This window comes from Pollutibacter soli (genome assembly GCA_029269725.1).
In the GTDB taxonomy this organism is placed as follows: Bacteria; Bacteroidota; Bacteroidia; order Chitinophagales; family Chitinophagaceae; genus Pollutibacter; species Pollutibacter soli.
On the sequence record JARJHS010000004.1, the window covers coordinates 437,801 to 457,074 of the forward strand.

Consider the following 19,274-nt stretch of genomic DNA (forward strand, 5'->3'; position numbering starts at 1 on the left):
TGTTATTAAAACCAAATCCTGATTGACATGCCATTAGCAAAGATTCTCTGGGTAGATGATGAAATTGAAAGTTTGCAATCCCAAAAACTCTTTCTGGAGAATAAAGGCTATGAGGTTTTCACTTTCACTAACGGTTTTGATGCACTCGATTTTGTAAAGGATAATCCCGTTGACGTTGTTTTACTGGATGAGACAATGCCTGGCATTACCGGTTTGGAAACGCTTGCAAAAATTAAAGAGATACATCAACAGCTTCCGGTTGTACTGATAACTAAAAATGAAACTGAGAATCTGATGGATGATGCCATCGGTTCACAGATCAGCGACTACCTGATTAAACCGGTAAATCCCAACCAGGTACTGCTCAGTCTGAAAAAGATTATCGATAATAAACGCCTGGTTGCTGAAAAAACCACCAGCGCGTACCAGGAACAATTTCGTAACCTGTTCATGGCGCTGAACAGCAACCCCGATTATAATGAATGGATGGAGATCTACCGCAAATTGACTTATTGGGAGTTGGAGATGGAAAAAAGCGATAGTCCCGAAATGCAGGAAGTGCATCAATCACAGAAGAGCGAAGCCAACACCGAATTTTTCAAATTTATATCCCGCAATTATGCTTCCTGGGTTGATCCGAAATCTGCTGATTCACCGATCATGAGTCATACCTTATTCAGATTTAAAGTTCTGCCTCATGTTGAAAAAGGAACGCCCACTATCTGGCTGGTGATCGACAACCTCAGGTACGATCAATGGAAAGCAATTCAACCTGTATTTGCTGAGTCGTTTCGAATTCATGAAGAATCTACATTTTACAGTATTCTGCCAACAGCTACCCAGTATTGCAGGAACGCAATGTTCGCAGGTCTGATGCCTGTTGATATTGAAAAAAATTTCCCGGTACAATGGAAAAATGATGAAGAAGAAGGCGGAAAAAATCTTTTTGAGGAAGATTTTTTCAAGGGACAATTAAAGCGATTAAAGAGAGACGACATTCGATATTCATACAACAAGATCGTCAATAACCAGGATGCACATAAACTGGTGGAACAGGCACATAATCTTCTGAATCATGATCTGAGTATTATTGTGTACAATTTTGTAGATATGCTCAGTCATGCGAGAACTGAAATGGAAGTATTGAAAGAACTTGCCAGTGACGAAGTCAGTTACAGAAGTCTTACTGCGAGCTGGTTTGTGCATTCTCCTTTGTACCAGGCATTGCGAAAGATCGCCGATAAAAAAATCAACCTGATTCTCGCTACTGATCACGGAAGTGTACGTGTAAAGACGCCATACAAAGTAGTAGGAGATAAACAAACAACCACCAACCTCCGGTATAAACACGGACGCAATCTGAATTACGAACCAAAGGATGTTCTCGCGTTTAAAGACCCACGCCAGGCTGGGTTGCCTGTGCCTACGGTAAACTCATCTTTCATTTTTGCAAAAGAAGATGGATTTCTTTGCTATCCGAATAACTACAATTATTACGCGAACTATTACAGAAATACGTTTCAGCACGGTGGAGTTTCGTTGGAAGAAATGATTGTGCCGGTGGTGAGAATGACCAATAAGTAAGAAGTAAGAAGTGAGAAGTAGGAAGGGAACAGCCAGCTGTTGAAGGTGTTTACTTTGTTTAGAAATGGATTAAATGCTTTTTGCAGAAACACAAGAACTCCGAATTAAGATAACTTTCTATTTAAAAAAGGAATTTAGCGTCGGGATACTCCGATGTCTCTTTAAACAATGTTGAAAGGACATTGCATCAAACCAAGCCATACAACACTTCTAACCTCTGATTCTCACTTTTTTCTCACCAGTCCCACACCACAATTGCCCATTCTTCACCGTCAGGAGAAACATAAGTGTGTATCACTGTAAAGCCTACACGGCAATGTGCGCGGATGGAACGTATATTTCGGGTGGCGATCTCCGTTACTGCAAAATCATATTTGGTGCAGTAGGAGTTTTTGTAGGTATTGTAACATTGATCAAGGATGCCTTTGCCTCGGTAATCTTTATCGACACAAACCTGGCCAACAACGATATAGTTATAAGTGCTGATCAGTTTGTCTTTATATTGCAAATCTTCGAAAGTTCTGAACATCGGGATCAAAACGGGAATATCTTCCTTGGATTCTACAGTCATCGCAAGGAGATAGGCAATTACTTCATCGCCATCTTTGCATATAATATGTTTTTCGATTGCGTTTAGTTTCCTGAGATCATCGAGACTGTGTTCTACGGTTACAAATCCCTGTCGCGCTGTTTCCTCTGGACTGAGGTTGCGCTGCAGATTCTTTTTTTGTAATTCTTTGATGCTGATAATATCGGCATCATCTTTAGCCACAGTAAAACGGAGACTGGGCATATAGATTTCTTTTTGATCCTGGTGGGCTATCTTAACCATAAACATACCATGCTTGCTTCTGAAACGTAATTTCCTGCATATACAGTATGTTGACTAACAGCAGAATATTCGCCATCGTAGCCCTGGTCCCACAGGCGACCCCTTAAATGAACCGCCAAACCAGTTTCGATGCCTGTCGATTTTACCATTTCCGGCATTGCAAACCTTAACCAGGCATTTTCGTAGCTGATATCCTGAATTCCGGAACTATCCGTTACCTGCGTTCCTTTCAGAGGACCTTTCCACAGAAGCTGAGTACCATGATCACCCGAAACCTGCATCGGGGAAAGTACTACTGTAGCGTTTTGTTTTTTTGCTGTCAGAAAGATGTCCCTGAACCAATTATCGGACCCTAACAGTACGATAGTATTGCCAATAGGCAGATCATATGTTTTCAGATTTTCGATTTTTCCCCCTGTGGTATACTCAACATCTTCTGCATCGGGATGTATTTCGAATGACAGATGCCTGGCAAGCGAGCCATCAGGATTAAAAATCGCAGTCGTATTGTACAACGGACCTTTGCGCACTTCAATTTTATTTCCTTTGACAATCGGGTTTGGAAGAAGGACTGACGATCCTACAATAGTGACTTCATATTTTTTAGCAAGAGAGCTGAATATATCGACATATAATCTTGCCACAGTTTTGCCTTTACTTGCAAAAACACTATACCTGATCTTATCAAGCGTCCCATCTGGAGCTGTGAACCAGCTTCGCATATAGGAGAAAAAATTGCTGCTCACAAAGGTGGCCATCGCATTGCCTGTGGTAGCGGCAGAATAAACGGATTGTTTTTCGCCTTCAATCACCAGCCATTTTGCTGTGTTTTCCGGAAAAAGGACAACTGTATTCTTTTTAAGCCAACCCTTTTGCAGCGCAATCTGAAGGTAACCGTCAAGCTTATTGAAGAAATGATCCCGCGAAGAATAATCCTCGGGAATCATGTAGGGACTGATCCCAACAATATTGCCTTTACCACTGTCATTAAAAAGCGTGTATGTGCTATCAAGAAATAAGCGTGTATTATCTGCAATTGATTTCCTTCCTGCATTTGCCCAGGTGAAATAAATAGCCAGTATAATTGCCAATATGATACAGAACCTGCGAAACCCTCGCTGCATATTTGCTATTGCGATTTAACGATGAAGGTAAGCACATTAATTCTCAGAATTATTTCAGCTGATATCAGAGTGTTGCACCCGATTTGATCATCAATTTTATCCAGCAAACATGGTGGTAAGTTTTTATTCACAAATCACCGCCTGAATGTGGGCAAGTTTAACATTTACGGGAAGGGGAAGGATAGCTGATTATGTAATTTTGAACAAACCAAGGATATGAGTATTCGTTTCAATACGACCACATTGGATAAAATTGAGAAGCTGATTGAGGAAGCTGGTTATATTTTACGTTACGAAAGGGGAACCTTTCAAAGCGGGTATTGTATTCTTGAATCCAAGAAGGTGGTTGTACTTAATAAATTCCTCCAGACTGAAGGAAGGATCAATACACTGATAGATCTTTTACCAAACCTGAATTCAATTTTACCAGATCATCTCAGTCCTGAAAGCCGCAAGATGTATTATGAGCTGGTAGGCAAGGCGGCATAAAAAAATTCATCTTTTAAGCCTGTTTCTTTATTTTCATTCGTGGCCGATTCTTCTTTAAAAATAACATTCCTGGGTTCCGGAACAAGCAGCGGTGTACCGATGATTGCCTGTGGGTGCCGGGTCTGTACTTCACCCTATTCAAAAGATAAACGACTCCGAAGCAGTGTAATGATAGAGTCTGCAACGACGCGCATTGTTGTAGATACGACTCCCGATTTTCGCTATCAGATGTTGCGCACTGAAACGAAAACACTTGACGCCATTATCTACACACATCCGCATAAAGATCATATTGCCGGGCTCGATGATGTCCGTGCGTATAATTTCTTTTCCGGCAATCCGATGGATATCTATGCTAACTATCTGACTGAAGAAGCTCTTCGCCGTGATTTTTATTATGCATTCGAGGATAAACGATATCCTGGCATTCCGGAACTGAACATGCATACCATCACTGACAGTGATTTTATGGTGGGTGATATTCTCGTTCAGCCCATTTCGGTCTGGCATCTGCGTATGCCTGTGCTTGGCTTTCGCTTCGGAAATTTTGTTTATATCACTGATGCAAATCGCATTGATGAAAATGAGAAAAGCAAAATCAGGGGAGCAGAAGTGATTGTGTTAAATGCGCTACGAAAAGAAAAACATATTTCACATTTCAATCTTGAAGAAGCGGTTGCTTTGGTTCAGGAACTGGAAATACCAACTGCGTGGTTTACTCATATCAGCCACCAGATGGGGCTTCACAGCGAAGTCAATGAGACACTTCCAAAAGGAATTGCACTCGCTCACGACGGTCTTCAATTCGACGTGAAAAATCCTTCCGTTTAATGATGAATTTCACATGGAATCCGCTTTCCCGGAACTTAGTTTTGGAAAAACAGATGTATGTGGAAAAAGAAGATCCTGCCTTATTTTCAATACACAAAAAAAGAAAGAGCCGGAATATTGGTATTGCTGGGGATAGTACTTCTATTATGGGTTATTCCGGTCTATCTGTCTGATAATAGTTCTCCAATTTCAAAAGCCGAGTTAATCATTATTAAAGATTCTATCGAAGTAGATCGGGAATCGGTTTCTTCAAACAGCCATCAGGTATCAGCAGAAATTGAACGTGCTTTTCAGCCAAATTCATCGGAAGAAAAAAAAGAACTGAAACTTTTTGCTTTTGACCCGAACCATACCAGCAGGGGAGACTGGCAACGTCTGGGGCTAACCGAAAAAACTATTTCAGTGATTCAACACTATCTCGGTAAGGGAGGTCGCTTCAGAACACCGGATGATCTGCAAAAAATCTATTCAATTAAGCGGTCTGATTTCCTGCGGCTGAGACCCTTTATCAGGATAAATAATTTCCAAAGCGAACCGAAATTCAATTCCGCATATTCAAACAGGAAAGACAACGGCAATCCTTCTTTATACCACACTACATATAAAAAGGAAATGCCGGACAAGCTTGACGTAAATCTTGCAGACCAGGCGACCTGGGAAAAACTAAATGGTATCGGAGAAAAGCTGGCAGCAAGAATAGTTTTGTTTCGTGAAAAATTAGGTGGATTTCATTCAATTGAGCAAGTCGGTGAGACTTTTGGAATTTCACCGGAACTTTTTGCAAACCTGAAAACCAGGTTAACAATTTCCGAAAATTTTAGAGTCGATAAAATCAACCTCAATTCCGCCACACAAGATGAATTGGGACGACATCCATATATCGGCCGGAAACTTGCCGCGCTTATTATCGCCTTCAGGGTGGAGCATGGTGCCTATGAAAATAACCTGGAATTACAGCGTATTCCATTGATCACCAAGGATGTTTATGTGAAGATTGAGCCTTATTTAGCCAACTGAATGACATCGGTTTGCCGGAATCGGGCTGGGAAAAATATTTACAATCTGGCTAACAGCTGTTAGTTTTTATCAAAATTTTGTATCTTGATTTCTTTTCTAATATGAATTTTCAATACGAAGAAATCACCACACAGGTAGAGCTGACCGCAAGAGAATTTGCTCAAAAACATATTCGTCCCCACGTAATGGCATGGGATGAAGACCAGATATTTCCGGCAGAAGTATTTAAAGAAATGGGAAAGCTGGGTTTGATGGGCGTATTAATTCCCGAAGAATATGGCGGATCAGGCCTCGGTTATTTTGAATATATCGCTGTGATTAAGGAGATCGCAAAAGTTTGCGGTTCCGTTGGTCTTAGCCTCGCTGCACATAATTCTTTGTGCAGTGGTCATATCAATCTTTTTGGAAGCGAGGAACAAAAAAGAAAATACCTGCCAGATCTGGCCAGCGGTGTGCATCTGGGTGCATGGGGTCTGACAGAACCAAACACCGGAAGTGATGCTGCCAACATGAAAACTACGGCAGTGCGAGATGGTGATGACTGGGTTTTAAATGGAACTAAATGCTGGATCACTCATGGTATTAGCGGAGATGTTGCAGTGGTGATTGCAAGAACAGGTGAACCAAGAACAAGTGGTAACAGCACAGCATTTATCGTAGAACGCGGTAGGAATGGATTCAGCGGTGGAAAAAAAGAAAACAAATTGGGTATGCGTGCCAGTGAAACTGCAGAAATGATTTTTGACAACTGCAGAATTCCTGATGCAAACAGACTCGGAAATATCGGAGACGGCTTCAGGCAATCTTTGAAAGTGCTGGACGGAGGCAGAATTTCAATTGCCGCGCTGAGTCTTGGTATTGCGCAGGGTGCTTACGAGGCGTCTTTGAAATATGCAAAAGAGCGATACCAGTTCGATCAGCCAATTGCCAGTTTCCAGGGAATATCTTTTAAACTCGCTGATATGGCCACAGAAATTGCCGCAGCTGAATTGCTGACGATGCAGGCTGCAGACAAAAAAATGAAAGGTCTTCCGATGACACGGGATGCTGCGATGGCTAAATATTACGCAAGTGAAGTTGCAGTTAAAGTGGCAAATGATGCGGTTCAGATTTTTGGCGGTTATGGGTACACGAAAGACTTTCCGGTGGAGAAATTCTATCGTGACAGCAAACTCTGTACGATCGGAGAGGGGACTTCAGAAATTCAAAAAATTGTAATTGCCCGCGAGGTTATAAATAATTAATAACGGGTGGTTTTGGTTATAGTTGGAGTTGGTTTAGCCAGGTTTCAGACCTGGCTTTTTTTTTAAGCAGGAAGTGCGAATGGTAAAGGCCTAAGTAAAGTAAGGAGACAGGAATAAGCCGGCAGTAGATCTAGCGACAAGCAAAGGGTCGATGCTTTTTCTTCATCTTCTTCCCATCAACCATTTTAAGATTGTGAAGGCGAGAAGTTACTGATTTATGATGCCTGCTCCTACTTAACGCTTAATACATACTTCTACTGAATGTCGTCTGCTGACTACCGTCTATATTACGGCATAAAATCATCCTCTTCCTTCGGACTGTATTTGTCGAAAACTTTATCTATTGCGCCCGCAAATACTGGAAACTTTTGTTTCGCATAGTCTTTGATGATCGTAATGGATTGGAGCGCCTGCTTTTCTGTGATTCCTGCTTCAGTGGTGAGTTTATCGATCAGTTCTTTCATAACCAGGAAAAAATCAGTAAAGAAATGTGATAAGATCGGTGTGGAAAAGCTACAGACTCAGGTCCTCCCTTATTACTGCTTACTTCTTACTTTCTCAAGCCACTTTCAGCAGACTCATTCTCGATTTATCAAACTTGTGCTGAGTGTATTCCAGGGTTAGATGGAATTTTTTCTGATTACTTGATGGCATTTCAAACATCGCATCAGTCAGAATGTTTTCACATATGGATCTGAGCCCACGCGCGCCAAGTTTGTATTCTACGGCTTTAGCTACCATGAAATCAAGAACATTGTCGTCAACAATTAATTCAATGCCTTCCAGTTCAAATAATTTTTTGTACTGGCGCATGAGGGAATTCTTAGGTTCTGTGAGAATAGCGCGAAGTGTTACTGCATCAAGAGGATTGAGATAAGTAACTACCGGTAACCTTCCAAGCAATTCGGGAATAAGACCAAAGCCTTTCAGATCCTGTGCATTTACATACTGGAGAAGATTTTTCTTCATATGCTCCTGCACCTCTTTGTTTACATTGAATCCGATGGAATTTGTATTTACACGACGGGCAATCAGCTTATCAATTCCGTCAAATGCTCCACCGCAAACAAAGAGAATATTCTGTGTATTGATCTTGATCAGTTTCTGTTCAGGATGTTTTCTGCCTCCCTGCGGGGGAACGAGAACTTCTGTTCCTTCCAGCAATTTCAGCAAACCCTGCTGCACACCTTCCCCACTAACATCACGGGTGATGGATGGATTATCGCCTTTGCGTGCGATCTTATCCAACTCATCAATATATACTATACCTTTTTCGGCTGCAGCAACATCATAGTTGCAGACCTGCAGAAGTCGGGTAAGAATGCTCTCCACATCTTCACCTACATAACCAGCTTCAGTAAAAACGGTAGCATCAACAATCGCAAATGGAACGTTCAATAAACGTGCAATTGTTTTTGCAAGAAGGGTTTTGCCCGTACCGGTTTCACCCACCATGATAATATTGCTTTTTTCAATCTCGATATCAGACTCAGATGTTTTATGCTGAAGTCTTTTATAATGATTGTAAACGGCAACGGCGAGGACTTTCTTTGCGTCGTCCTGGCCGATCACATATTCGTCAAGAAACTTTTTTATTTCGATCGGCTTCTTAACCGATAGTTTAAAATTGGGATTGTGATCCGGCTTGATATGCAATTCCTGATCTATAATTTCTCTTGCATGTTCAACACAATTCTCACAAATATGCCCCTCCTGGCCCGCAATCAGAATTTTTACTTCGTCGCGACTCCGGCCACAGAATGAACAATGAAGAGAAGATTTCGCCATAGTATCAAGTTTCGAGAGAACAAAGCTAAAATAAAAAGGGCATTGACTACTGTCTTTTAACTCCAGCAGTCAGGTAAATATCCCCAAAAGGGCAGCAGCCTCTGTAAAAGGCTGCTTTTAAAGCATTTATTTAAATTTTTTTCAGTTCAGCATCTACGATTCCGTACTTTATCGACTCTGCCGCATCCATCCAGTAGTCACGATCGAAATCCTTCATCACTTTTTCAAATGATTGGTTACAGTTTTCAGCCAGGATTTTCGCCCCCATTTCTTTCGTTTTCTGAATCTGAAGAGCCATAATTTCCAGGTCAGCAGAAGTGCCCTGACCACCACCACTTGGCTGATGGATCATTACTTCTCCATGCGGATAAATAAACCTTCTGCCTTTGGCGCCACCACTCAGTAGAATTGATCCCATTGATGCAGCCATACCCATACATATAGTTGAAACCGGTGACTGGATCATCTGCATGGTATCGTAAATCACCATGCCACTGGTTACCAGTCCGCCAGGACTATTGATATAAAATGAGATCTCTTTGCCAGGTTCTGTTGCATCAAGAAACATGAGTCTTGCTGTAAGATCTTTTGCGCTTCTGTCGTCAACCGGACCCCAGAGAAATACTTTGCGTTGTTCTATGAATTTTTTGTCGAACTGAGCGCCGCTGAGAAAGCGCTCCATTGGATTATCATTATTTTTTGGGTTTTCTTCTTCATCATCCATTACCACTGCTCGCTGATATTTCTTATACATCATAAAATATTATTCTGAAGTTCTTATAATTTTTTCCCGTCAATTATTTTGTCGATTTTTTAGGATTGGTCAGCAAAACCTCATCAACCAGTCCGTACTCTTTTGCTTCCAGTGATGTCATCCAGAAATCACGGTCAAAATCCTGAGCAATTTTTTCTATAGGCTGACCACTATGGTGTGAAACCACTTCATAGAGCTCTTGTTTAAGACGCTTAACCTGTTTAACTGTGATTTCTATGTCCGTTGCCTGGCCACCTGCTCCACCACTTGGCTGATGCATCATGATCCTCGAATGTTTCAACGCAGTTCTTTTGCCCGGAGCGCCGGCGCACATCAAAACAGCAGCCATACTGGCAGCGACACCGATACAAATAGTAGCTACATCAGGAGTTACATACTGCATGGTATCGTATACACCCAATCCTGAGTAAACTGCACCGCCGGGACTGTTGATGTACATCTGGATGTCCCTGGTACGGTCAGTACTATCGAGGAACAGAAGCTGTGCCGTGATGATATTTGCTACTTCATCGCTGATGGGATAACCCAGAAAAATGATCCTGTCCATCATCAACCTGCTGTATACATCCATAACGGCAACGTTCATTGGTCGCTCTTCGATGATATTCGGGGTCAGGTTGGTGACCATATGTTTGGTGTAGCTGTCCAAAGTATTACTTGAAATTCCCCGCCCTTTGATCGCAAATTTTTCAAATTCTTTTCCGTAGTTCATAAAGCTGATTTTATCTCAATATTTGGCAATTTAAAGCATTTGCAGAACCAAATACCGTGCAAATCAGAAAACCGGACAAAATGCCATTCACTATCCATTTCTTCTGTAACCTGGTGCCTGAATCGCGTATTCATTGGATTTTATATATGGTTTCGTAAATACTACTGAACAAAATAACACGTTGTTAAACAGTTGAATTTTAAGGTGCCTGGTTTCCGGAAACGGAGCACATGGGTTACAAGTTTCAACTGAAAATTAAAGTACAGAAAAGTAAAAACCTTAGATTACGGTGCTGAATATCAATACTTTTATTTCATTTTTACCTGAGAAATCATGAAACCCCCGGTTCCCGAAATGGCGGAGCGTGCAAAAACAAGTTTGGAAACCAATAGAAGACCGGGCAATAACAGCCGGGCAAGCCTTTTCTCGAAATGGTTAGACAAGGCCAGCACCCATCCCTTCCTGGCTTTTTTGCCATTTCTCTTTTTTTTCGTGGTGTTGGTAGTGCTGAAAAATAACGACGCTTTTGAAAGTGATGAGGCCCGTTACTATATGTTTTCACAGAATCTCCTGAAAGGTTACTACTCTGATCCTCCACCAAATTTTAATCTCTGGAACGGTCCTGGCTACCCGATCTTTTTGATGCCCTTCGTTGCGCTGAAGCTTCCGATGATATCGATCGGATTGGTAAACGCAGTATTTCAATACCTGGCCATCGTTTTCTTTTTCAAAACTGCATCGAGGTTAGGTGTTGCCAAACTCGGCTTGGTATTCTGCATCTTCCTGGGATTGAATTATCCTTCCTGGGTGGAATTGCCTCAGATCATGACGGAAACGATGACTACTTTTCTGGTTTCAGCTATCGGATTATTAATTGTAAAGGGTTACCAGGAAGAAAAACGATGGCAGTTTATCACCGCGGGATTGCTGCTGGGATACCTTGTACTTGTGAAAATTATTTTCAGTAACGTGCTACTGGCGTTTCTGGCCGGTTCATTTTTTCTTTGGTTGTTTAACCGGAAAAAGCCTGTATTCAGACAATTACTCATAATACCTGTAATCGCGTTTCTTGTAAATGTGCCCTACCTTCTTTACACCTGGAACCTCACCGGGAAAAAGCTGTACTGGGGAAATTCCGGCGGTATGAGCCTGTACTGGATGAGCACTCCATATCCTGGTGAATATGGTGAATGGCATAATTCAACCATATCGCTGTACGACAGAAATGAAACTGCGGACAGTATTATCATGTTTAATGAAAAGAAACTGCAGGACAATCACCGCGCCGATTATGCTGAAATTTATGCGCTTCCACCGCAGGAACAGGACGATGCTTTCAAGAAAAAGGCCATCGAAAATATAAAGGCACACCCGGTAAAATTTGCAAGAAATATGATTGCCAATGCCGGGCGTTTAATATTTGATTATCCCTATTCATACACTTATCAGACAGAGACATCTCTTTTGCGGATTTCTGTCAATGGCATTTTACTAACATTGATTCTCCTATCAGCGTTGATCTCCGCACTTAACTGGCGCAGGATCCCATTTTCATTGCGGGTAATTGTGTTGATTATGCTACTCTACCTGGGAGGGAGTTTATTGGTGAGCGTATACCAGCGAATGTTTTATGTGATTTTGCCGTGGATGCTTCTTTGGGTAAGTTATGTATTGACGCATTCCGTCAGAATCAATTTGAAACTGCCCGTTCAAAATAAATAAGATTTAAAAATACAATTGAAACAGCCGTATCGGTTTTCGGCCTAACCAAAACACAACATCAGCGCATGAATAAGTTTGAGAAATTATCAATCGTCATCCCAGCATATAATGAGGCCAGGACCATTCACCTGATTTTAGATCGTGTGCTCGAAGTACAATTGATTAACGGCCTGAAAAAGCAGATCATCCTCGTGAATGACTGCTCTAAAGATCAGACGGAAGAAGTTTTGTTAGAATATATCAAATCACATCCTGAAGTTGAGATTCAGTATTACAAGCATGAAGTTAACCAGGGGAAAGGTGCGGCAATTCATACGGGTATTAAAAAAGCCACGGGTGAGTATGTGATTATCCAGGATGCGGATTTGGAGTATGATCCAGAAGAGTTCAATGATTTGCTTAAACCGGTTTTCAGGGGAAATGCTGACGTTGTTTTCGGAACCCGCTTTGAAAGTGGCCGTGCGCATCGTATCCTGTTTTTCTGGCATAGTATCGGTAACAAAATGCTTACTGCGATGAGTAACGCATTTACCAACCTGAACCTTTCAGATATGGAAACATGTTATAAATTATTCCGCACTGAAATCATTCAGAAGATTGATCTGAAAGAAAAACGTTTTGGATTTGAACCGGAAGTGACTGCAAAAATTGCACGTATTCCGGATATCCGCATTTACGAAATCGGTATTTCTTACTACGGCCGTACGTATGCAGAAGGAAAGAAAATTAACTGGAAAGATGGGTTCAGGGCACTATATTGTATCCTGAAATACAATCTTTTCTCAAGATGACCGAAGATGCTCAACCGAAAGCTGATCTAACGGGCAAGGATACCTTACAATCGTTCTCCAGGGCATACAGATTTAATCAATGGATGTTTGACCAGATTGCTCCCTGGGCAAAAGGCTCTGTTTTCGAAGCTGGAAGCGGTATCGGGAATATTTCGAAACTTTTTATCGAAAAAGGTTTTCGTATGGTATTGTCTGATATCATGTCTGATTACCTCACGCGCCTTAAGAGAACATTTGCAGACGAGCCTAACGTTGATGCGGTCGTTGAGCTTGATCTTTCGCTTCCGCAATTGCACCACCAGGCACTCGCCGGTAGATTTGATACCGTTATTGCATTAAATGTCATTGAACATATCGAAAATGATGTGCAGGCAGTAAAAAACTGCAATGCGCTGTTGATAAAAGGCGGTAGACTGATTATGCTCGTTCCCGCATTTCAGTCACTATATAATTCATTCGATAAGGATCTTCAGCATTACAGGAGATACACGAAGAAAACCGTTACTGAACTGTTGGAGTCCAACGGATATAAAGTTGTTCATACGCAATACTTCAATTTTGGAGGACTGATTGGATGGTATATATCCGGCTCAATCCTGCGTAATAAAAAAATCCCGAGGGGTCAGCTCAGGATTTTTGAAAAATTAGTTCCATTATTCCGCGTAATCGACAAACTCATATTTAGTTCTGCCGGTGTTTCCGTAATTGCAGTAGCTGAGAAAGTAAGTGACTAAATACTGCTCCCTCCATTTTATCAGGCTCACCGCAACCTCAAGATCTTCCTACTTACTACTTACTGCTCACTGCTTACTAATGCTCATGCTGATGTTCCTGCTGCAACTTCGCAAAATCTTCCGCGCTGATATTCTTAACTTCAGGATTCACCTGTGTTTCAGCAAATGCAAAAATCTTTTCGGTTAATATTCTCCGGTAGGTGCTGTCAACCTGTTGTTCATCTTTCATCATACGATCGATATAGCTGTCCAGCCAGGAGGTATCGCCACCCAGATTCATTGAACCGAAATAGCTCATGATCTGCTGTCCCATGGAATCTCTTACCTCTTCTCTTGTAACGTCGATATTCTGATCTTTTACAATTTTATCAGTGATTAATGTCCAGCGAAGTTGATTCCTGAATCTTGGAAATTCTTCTTCAACTTCCTGTTCAGACTTTGGTTTTTCGCCACCAGTCTGCAACCAGCGTTTCAGAAATGATTCCGGGAATTCCATCTGCGTATGGTCAAGAAGAATGTGATAGATCTCGTGTTGGAGGTGATTGCGGCTTTCACGATCAAACTGATCCTGGATCTGCTGTTTTATCTCTGCACGGAAATCTTCAGCTGTGGTAATTTCTTTGCCAGGAATTGCTTCTTTGAAAAACTCTTCATCGAGATTCCTTTTTTCCACCAGGCCAACTTTGGTGACGGTCATCAGGAAATATTTTTCGCCTGATGCAGGATCATTTTTATCCAATCCCAGGTCGCTCAACAACCATTCTCTTTCTTTTTCATCGAAAGCAGAATTCAGCTGTATTACAAAATGGTCATCTTTTTTTGCACCGATCAGTTTTGATCTGAACGACGCGGCAAAATATTTTACAAGCAGTGAATTTTCTTTCGGCAATGCACCTTCTTCTACGTTTCCTTCTGCATCGCTTGCTTCAAAACGAACATTCAGGACATATTCGTCACCCTCTGCTTTTTCAGGCTCTGTCATTTTACCCAACCTGTTCTGCAGCCGATCAATTTCATCGTCAATCATTTTATCAGTTACCTCAATCTGGTAGCGGGTGGTTTTTTCTGTTGCCAGGTTGGGGAGATTGAATTCTGGTTTAAGACCGATTTCAAACGAAAAAGAATATGGTTTCGGTTCTGCAAGTTTGATATCATCAGCACCGAGCTCACCCGAAGCGAGAGGCTGACCAAAAATGTCCAGTTTCTCTTCCTGTAAAAAGCTCATCAGGTTTCTTTCAACGGTACGGAGAACTTCTTCAGTAAATACAGCCGGTCCATGCATTTTGCGGATAACTCCTGCAGGCACCATTCCTTTCCTGAAACCAGGGATGGTCGCTTTTTTAGCATAGTCTTTCAATACTTTTTCAAAAGATGGCAGGTAGTCGCTGCTTTCTACTGTCACTGTTATTTTATCAGTCAATAATCCGATATTCTCTCTGGTAACTGTTGGCATATACTCTTGTTTATTTGTGCTGGAAAACCAGTTCAGGACGGGTTTTTCCAAAAGGGGCACAAAGGTAAGATTTTATCGAAAAGGGTTGAATTCAATTTTTTCTGAAGAGTATGCTTTTATGAAATGCTGCGGCCATTCGGCGGGAAGAGTTCATCGGGTTTCCTGATCGTATTTTATGAAATACAGAAGGTTGGAACCGGTCAATTAGTGCAGTAACCGATATTTACGAATCGAATGGGATTGCGTGAGTAGCCGGATTATTTCCGCGGCAAATTTGAAATAATCCCGAAAAATGTGCGGGTGAAGGGACTCGAACCCCCAAGCCTTGCGGCACCAGATCCTAAGTCTGGCGTGTCTGCCAATTTCACCACACCCGCCTGTGCTTTTTAACGTTTAACGTTCCTTTTGCTTCAAAAAGGGCAGCAAAGGTACTGGATTCCTGCTATAAAAGTACAATACGGTCGATTTTCATTAAATTTGAATAGAATGAATATGCCCTCAACTACATCGGTTCAGCCGAAATATAACCTTACAGAAGAGCAGGAAAAGAAGGAGATCGTAAGGCAGTACCGTGCCCTTTTACGTGAGCTTAAACCTAAATTAAAACCGGGCGACAAGGAGCTTATACGCATTGCATTTGAAATGGCTGTGGATGCGCATAAAACCATGCGCAGAAAAAGCGGTGAACCGTATATTTTTCATCCCCTGGCAGTTGCAAGAATTTGTGTGGAAGAGATCGGCTTGGGTGTCAGATCCAGTATCTGCGCTTTACTTCATGATACAGTAGAGGACACAGATCTTACGCTGGAAGATATTGAAAGAGAATTTGGAAGTGAAATAGCCAGAATCATCGACGGGCTTACAAAAATTTCCAATGTAGTGGATACCAATACCAGTCAGCAGGCGGAGAATTTTAAAAAGATACTCTTAACGCTTACTGATGATCCCCGGGTAATCCTGATCAAACTTGCTGACCGCCTCCACAATATGCGGACATTGGACAGCATGAAGCTGGAGAAGCAGTTGAAGATCTCTTCTGAAACGGTTTATGTATATGCGCCTCTTGCGCACAGGATGGGTTTGTATACGATTAAAACTGAAATGGAAGATCTTTCGATGAAATATCTCGAACCGGATATTTATCGTGAAATAGCGCGTAAACTGGCGGAAACAAAACGGGAACGTACAAGGTATATCAACGAGTTCATCAAGCCGATCAAGGAAAAAATGGATCGTGCCGGCTTTGACTTTCAGATCTATGGCCGGCCAAAATCCATTCACTCGATCTGGAACAAGATGAAAAAGAAAGCGGTCGATTTTGAACAGGTGTATGATCTTTTTGCTATCAGAATTATTGTAAGCGCACCACCGGAACGCGAAAAAGAAGATTGCTGGAAAGTATATTCTTTCATAACGGATATGTATACCCCGGCACCGGAACGTTTACGCGACTGGCTGAGTAATCCGAAGTCCAATGGATACGAAGCCTTACATACAACGGTGATGGGTCCGCAGGGAAAATGGGTGGAAGTGCAGATTCGCTCCAAACGCATGAATGAAATTGCGGAGAAAGGACTTGCTGCGCATTGGAAATATAAAGAAGGTGGTGGGCCCGAAGATCGATTTGATAAATGGTTTGGCCAGATACGTGAAGCCTTAGGAAACCAGGACATGAGTTCTATTGACTTTCTGCAGGATTTTAAAACTTCATTTCTTGCGGAAGAAATTTATGTGTATACGCCAAGAGGTGACGTGAAAATGTTGCCGGTAGGATCTTCTGCGCTTGATTTTGCTTTTCATATCCACAGTGCGATCGGTACCAAATGCATTGGCGCAAAAGTCAATCATAAGCTTGTTCCCATTGGTCACAAACTTCGCAGCGGTGATCAGATCGAAATCATCACTTCGAACAAGCAAAAACCAACAGAAGACTGGCTGAACATGGTGGTAACAGCCAAGGCAAGGGCCAGGATAAAAGATTCGCTGAAAGAAGAAAAAAGAAAAGTAGCTGATGATGGAAAGTATGTTTTGCAACGTAAGCTGGAAAACCTCGGTGCCGCATTCAGCAACGGAAATATAGAAGAGATCACTGCATTTTACAAACTGCAATCGCCGTTAGATCTCTTTTACAGGATCGCCATCAAAACCATCGATCTGAAAGAGCTGAAAGATTTCCAGGTATTGGGTGACAGGCTCGAAGCGCCAAAACCTCACCGCCCGGAAGCAGAAGCCAAAACACAGGAATTTGATATTTCCAAGACGCTTCCGAAAAAAGATGCGGAGCTTATTATTTTTGGTGAGTCGGGTGACAAAATAATGTATTCACTGGCAAACTGTTGCAAGCCAATACCCGGAGATGATGTGTTTGGTTTTGTCTCGACGGGTAAGGGATTGATTATCCACCGAACGAATTGCCCGAATGCAGCAAGATTGATGGCGAATTTTGGACATCGGGTGGTGAAAACCAAATGGGCAAAAAACAAGGAAATTTCTTTCCTGACAGGTTTGAAAATAACCGGTCTTGATGATGTCGGCGTAATCAGTAAAATCACCAACCTGATTTCCGGTGATCTGAAAATAAATATCAATGCCATAACGGTGGAAGCGGCCGATGGAATTTTCCATGGCAATATCAGATTATATGTTCACGACAAAGATGAACTGGATAAACTTGTACAGCGGTTAAAACAGCTTCAGGGAATCAATACAGTGGAGCGATATGATGCTGAAGCCGCTAAGTTGGATAATACCGACAAAATCTGATTTAAATTCCCTCTGAATATTTTTGATTTTTCCGATTTATTTCAGATAGGTAATATTCTTTCATTTCGATCATTTTCTAAATATTTTTCCTTTCCCGGCATTCTATTACTTTTGGGCCTTTACTATACAAAATTGCCAGAATGGTTGATGTACTTTTAGGTTTACAGTGGGGAGATGAAGGGAAGGGAAAGATAGTTGATTTTTTTGCGCCTTCTTACGACATTATCGCGAGATTCCAGGGTGGTCCGAATGCGGGACATACGCTTTATGTAAATGGAGAAAAAATCGTGTTGCACCAGATTCCTTCCGGAATTTTTCATGAGAATACGATCAATTTAATCGGGAATGGTGTTGTACTCGATGCAGTAACGTTGCAGAATGAATCAAAGAAAGTGGCAGCGTTTGGAATTGATTGCAAAAAAAATCTTTTTGTTTCTGATCGTACTCATCTGATTCTGCCAACACATCGCGCTTTGGATAAAGCTTCTGAATTATCAAAAGGCGAATCAAAGATCGGATCCACTTTAAAAGGGATCGGACCGGCCTATATGGATAAGACGGGAAGAAACGGTTTAAGAGTAGGGGATCTACTTGACAAAAACTTTACGACCCAATACATAAAACTGCGGCTGAAACATCAGCGCATGTTGGATTCATTCGGTTTCCAGGAAGATATCTCTGCCTGGGAGGAAGAGTTTTTTGAAGCGCTGGATTTTATGCGCCAATTGAAAATCGTTAATGGAGAATACTTCATTAACGAAAAAATCAGCAACGGTAAAAAAGTCATGGCTGAGGGTGCGCAGGGCAGTATGCTTGACGTGGATTTCGGAACGTTTCCCTTTGTAACTTCATCAAACACGATCTCAGCAGGCGTTTGTACAGGCCTTGGCATTGCACCACAAAAGATCAGGGAAGTTATCGGCGTTACCAAGGCCTATTGCACAAGAGTTGGCGGCGGTCCCTTCCCTACGGAATTGCACGATGAAACCGGTGAGCGTCTAAGAAAAGTAGGAAATGAATTCGGAGCTACCACCGGAAGGCCTCGCAGATGCGGATGGATTGACCTGGTAGCATTGAATTTTGCCTGCATGATCAATGGTGTAACGAAGGTGGTGATGACTAAAGCTGATGTACTTGACGCTTTTGAAGAATTACATGTTTGTGAATCGTACATGATTAACGGAAAAGAGACCAGACAGGTACCATACCAGATGACCAAAATGTCCATCGAGCCTGTGTATAAAAAATTCAAAGGTTGGAATAAAGATATTACGGCAATTAAGTCGATGGATACAATACCGGAAACGATGCGGAGTTATATCCATCACATTACAGATTACCTTGGCGTGCCTGTCAGTCATATCTCGAACGGACCCGGTCGCGATCAGTTAATTTGTAATTGAAATCAATAAAAT

The 19,274-nt window shown here is 41.8% G+C and carries 17 protein-coding genes and 1 tRNA gene; 10 read left to right on the top strand and 8 right to left on the bottom strand.

Going from position 1 to position 19,274, the window contains the following annotated elements; translation table 11 throughout:
- Positions 1 to 27 precede the first annotated feature (27 nt).
- Positions 28 to 1,584, top strand: a complete 1,557-nt coding sequence (gene porX, locus P2W82_RS12810) for a T9SS response regulator signal transducer PorX (RefSeq protein WP_336516289.1) — start codon at positions 28 to 30, stop codon at positions 1,582 to 1,584.
- A gap of 235 nt (positions 1,585 to 1,819) precedes the next feature.
- On the opposite strand, the gene P2W82_RS12815 is transcribed toward porX, so the two are convergent.
- The gene (locus P2W82_RS12815) at positions 1,820 to 2,377 is read right to left on the bottom strand and encodes a GNAT family N-acetyltransferase (protein WP_336516290.1); all 558 of its coding nucleotides are present in this window, start codon (positions 2,375 to 2,377) and stop codon (positions 1,820 to 1,822) included.
- A gap of 26 nt (positions 2,378 to 2,403) precedes the next feature.
- On the bottom strand, positions 2,404 to 3,540 hold the full coding sequence (locus tag P2W82_RS12820) for a carbon-nitrogen hydrolase family protein (RefSeq protein WP_336516291.1): 1,137 nt from the start codon (positions 3,538 to 3,540) through the stop codon (positions 2,404 to 2,406).
- A gap of 216 nt (positions 3,541 to 3,756) precedes the next feature.
- On the opposite strand from P2W82_RS12820, the gene P2W82_RS12825 reads away from it, so the two are divergent.
- The 4 genes from P2W82_RS12825 to P2W82_RS12840 all read left to right on the top strand — a co-directional run bounded on the left by P2W82_RS12825 (position 3,757) and on the right by P2W82_RS12840 (position 7,121).
- Positions 3,757 to 4,029 (top strand): hypothetical protein, encoded by a 273-nt coding sequence (locus P2W82_RS12825; RefSeq protein WP_336516292.1) that lies wholly within the window; start codon positions 3,757 to 3,759, stop codon positions 4,027 to 4,029.
- Positions 4,030 to 4,068: 39 nt separating this feature from the next.
- Positions 4,069 to 4,860 (top strand): MBL fold metallo-hydrolase, encoded by a 792-nt coding sequence (locus P2W82_RS12830; RefSeq protein ID WP_336516293.1) that lies wholly within the window; start codon positions 4,069 to 4,071, stop codon positions 4,858 to 4,860.
- Positions 4,861 to 4,917: 57 nt separating this feature from the next.
- Entirely contained in the window at positions 4,918 to 5,877 is a 960-nt protein-coding gene (locus P2W82_RS12835) for a helix-hairpin-helix domain-containing protein (RefSeq protein ID WP_336516294.1), read from the top strand.
- A gap of 101 nt (positions 5,878 to 5,978) precedes the next feature.
- Positions 5,979 to 7,121 carry an acyl-CoA dehydrogenase family protein gene (locus tag P2W82_RS12840; RefSeq protein ID WP_336516295.1) on the top strand — a complete coding sequence of 381 codons (1,143 nt, stop codon included), beginning with the start codon at positions 5,979 to 5,981 and terminating at the stop codon, positions 7,119 to 7,121.
- Positions 7,122 to 7,408: 287 nt separating this feature from the next.
- On the opposite strand, the gene P2W82_RS12845 is transcribed toward P2W82_RS12840, so the two are convergent.
- From P2W82_RS12845 to P2W82_RS12860, 4 genes are all read right to left on the bottom strand, one after another.
- On the bottom strand, positions 7,409 to 7,585 hold the full coding sequence (locus P2W82_RS12845) for a hypothetical protein (RefSeq protein WP_336516296.1): 177 nt from the start codon (positions 7,583 to 7,585) through the stop codon (positions 7,409 to 7,411).
- A gap of 94 nt (positions 7,586 to 7,679) precedes the next feature.
- The gene (clpX, locus tag P2W82_RS12850; RefSeq protein WP_336516297.1) at positions 7,680 to 8,909 is read right to left on the bottom strand and encodes an ATP-dependent Clp protease ATP-binding subunit ClpX; all 1,230 of its coding nucleotides are present in this window, start codon (positions 8,907 to 8,909) and stop codon (positions 7,680 to 7,682) included.
- A gap of 130 nt (positions 8,910 to 9,039) precedes the next feature.
- Positions 9,040 to 9,666 (bottom strand): ClpP family protease, encoded by a 627-nt coding sequence (locus tag P2W82_RS12855; protein ID WP_336516298.1) that lies wholly within the window; start codon positions 9,664 to 9,666, stop codon positions 9,040 to 9,042.
- A 40-nt stretch (positions 9,667 to 9,706) separates the two neighbouring features.
- Positions 9,707 to 10,396 carry a ClpP family protease gene (locus P2W82_RS12860; protein WP_336516299.1) on the bottom strand — a complete coding sequence of 230 codons (690 nt, stop codon included), beginning with the start codon at positions 10,394 to 10,396 and terminating at the stop codon, positions 9,707 to 9,709.
- Between the two features lie 333 nt (positions 10,397 to 10,729).
- Between P2W82_RS12860 and P2W82_RS12865 the strand changes: the two genes are divergently transcribed.
- From P2W82_RS12865 to P2W82_RS12875, 3 genes are all read left to right on the top strand, one after another.
- Positions 10,730 to 12,118 (top strand): hypothetical protein, encoded by a 1,389-nt coding sequence (locus P2W82_RS12865; protein ID WP_336516300.1) that lies wholly within the window; start codon positions 10,730 to 10,732, stop codon positions 12,116 to 12,118.
- Positions 12,119 to 12,183: 65 nt separating this feature from the next.
- Entirely contained in the window at positions 12,184 to 12,909 is a 726-nt protein-coding gene (locus P2W82_RS12870) for a glycosyltransferase family 2 protein (RefSeq protein ID WP_336516301.1), read from the top strand.
- The gene (locus tag P2W82_RS12875; RefSeq protein ID WP_336516302.1) at positions 12,906 to 13,643 is read left to right on the top strand and encodes a class I SAM-dependent methyltransferase; all 738 of its coding nucleotides are present in this window, start codon (positions 12,906 to 12,908) and stop codon (positions 13,641 to 13,643) included. Before P2W82_RS12870 ends, P2W82_RS12875 begins: the two co-directional genes overlap by 4 nt.
- A gap of 76 nt (positions 13,644 to 13,719) precedes the next feature.
- On the opposite strand, the gene tig is transcribed toward P2W82_RS12875, so the two are convergent.
- Together tig and P2W82_RS12885 are read right to left on the bottom strand one after the other, a co-directional pair.
- The gene (gene tig, locus P2W82_RS12880) at positions 13,720 to 15,096 is read right to left on the bottom strand and encodes a trigger factor (protein ID WP_336516303.1); all 1,377 of its coding nucleotides are present in this window, start codon (positions 15,094 to 15,096) and stop codon (positions 13,720 to 13,722) included.
- Between the two features lie 295 nt (positions 15,097 to 15,391).
- A tRNA-Leu gene (locus P2W82_RS12885) sits at positions 15,392 to 15,473 on the bottom strand.
- A 115-nt stretch (positions 15,474 to 15,588) separates the two neighbouring features.
- Between P2W82_RS12885 and P2W82_RS12890 the strand changes: the two genes are divergently transcribed.
- Positions 15,589 to 17,859, top strand: a complete 2,271-nt coding sequence (locus P2W82_RS12890; protein WP_336516304.1) for a RelA/SpoT family protein — start codon at positions 15,589 to 15,591, stop codon at positions 17,857 to 17,859.
- Positions 17,860 to 17,999: 140 nt separating this feature from the next.
- Positions 18,000 to 19,262: an adenylosuccinate synthase gene (locus P2W82_RS12895; protein ID WP_336516305.1), complete on the top strand. Its 1,263-nt coding sequence runs from the start codon at positions 18,000 to 18,002 to the stop codon at positions 19,260 to 19,262.
- The last annotated feature ends 12 nt before the right edge of the window (positions 19,263 to 19,274 follow it).

Bases quoted from the DNA above. Each gene is read 5' to 3' on its own strand.
- porX (WP_336516289.1), top strand. From the start codon at position 28: ATGCCATTAGCAAAGATTCTCTGGGTAGATGATGAAATTGAAAGTTTG.
- P2W82_RS12815 (WP_336516290.1), bottom strand. From the start codon at position 2,377: ATGCCCAGTCTCCGTTTTACTGTGGCTAAAGATGATGCCGATATTATC.
- P2W82_RS12820 (WP_336516291.1), bottom strand. From the start codon at position 3,540: ATGCAGCGAGGGTTTCGCAGGTTCTGTATCATATTGGCAATTATACTG.
- P2W82_RS12825 (WP_336516292.1), top strand. From the start codon at position 3,757: ATGAGTATTCGTTTCAATACGACCACATTGGATAAAATTGAGAAGCTG.
- P2W82_RS12835 (WP_336516294.1), top strand. From the start codon at position 4,918: ATGTGGAAAAAGAAGATCCTGCCTTATTTTCAATACACAAAAAAAGAA.
- P2W82_RS12840 (WP_336516295.1), top strand. From the start codon at position 5,979: ATGAATTTTCAATACGAAGAAATCACCACACAGGTAGAGCTGACCGCA.
- P2W82_RS12845 (WP_336516296.1), bottom strand. From the start codon at position 7,585: ATGAAAGAACTGATCGATAAACTCACCACTGAAGCAGGAATCACAGAA.
- clpX (WP_336516297.1), bottom strand. From the start codon at position 8,909: ATGGCGAAATCTTCTCTTCATTGTTCATTCTGTGGCCGGAGTCGCGAC.
- P2W82_RS12855 (WP_336516298.1), bottom strand. From the start codon at position 9,666: ATGATGTATAAGAAATATCAGCGAGCAGTGGTAATGGATGATGAAGAA.
- P2W82_RS12860 (WP_336516299.1), bottom strand. From the start codon at position 10,396: ATGAACTACGGAAAAGAATTTGAAAAATTTGCGATCAAAGGGCGGGGA.
- P2W82_RS12865 (WP_336516300.1), top strand. From the start codon at position 10,730: ATGAAACCCCCGGTTCCCGAAATGGCGGAGCGTGCAAAAACAAGTTTG.
- P2W82_RS12870 (WP_336516301.1), top strand. From the start codon at position 12,184: ATGAATAAGTTTGAGAAATTATCAATCGTCATCCCAGCATATAATGAG.
- P2W82_RS12875 (WP_336516302.1), top strand. From the start codon at position 12,906: ATGACCGAAGATGCTCAACCGAAAGCTGATCTAACGGGCAAGGATACC.
- tig (WP_336516303.1), bottom strand. From the start codon at position 15,096: ATGCCAACAGTTACCAGAGAGAATATCGGATTATTGACTGATAAAATA.
- P2W82_RS12890 (WP_336516304.1), top strand. From the start codon at position 15,589: ATGCCCTCAACTACATCGGTTCAGCCGAAATATAACCTTACAGAAGAG.
- P2W82_RS12895 (WP_336516305.1), top strand. From the start codon at position 18,000: ATGGTTGATGTACTTTTAGGTTTACAGTGGGGAGATGAAGGGAAGGGA.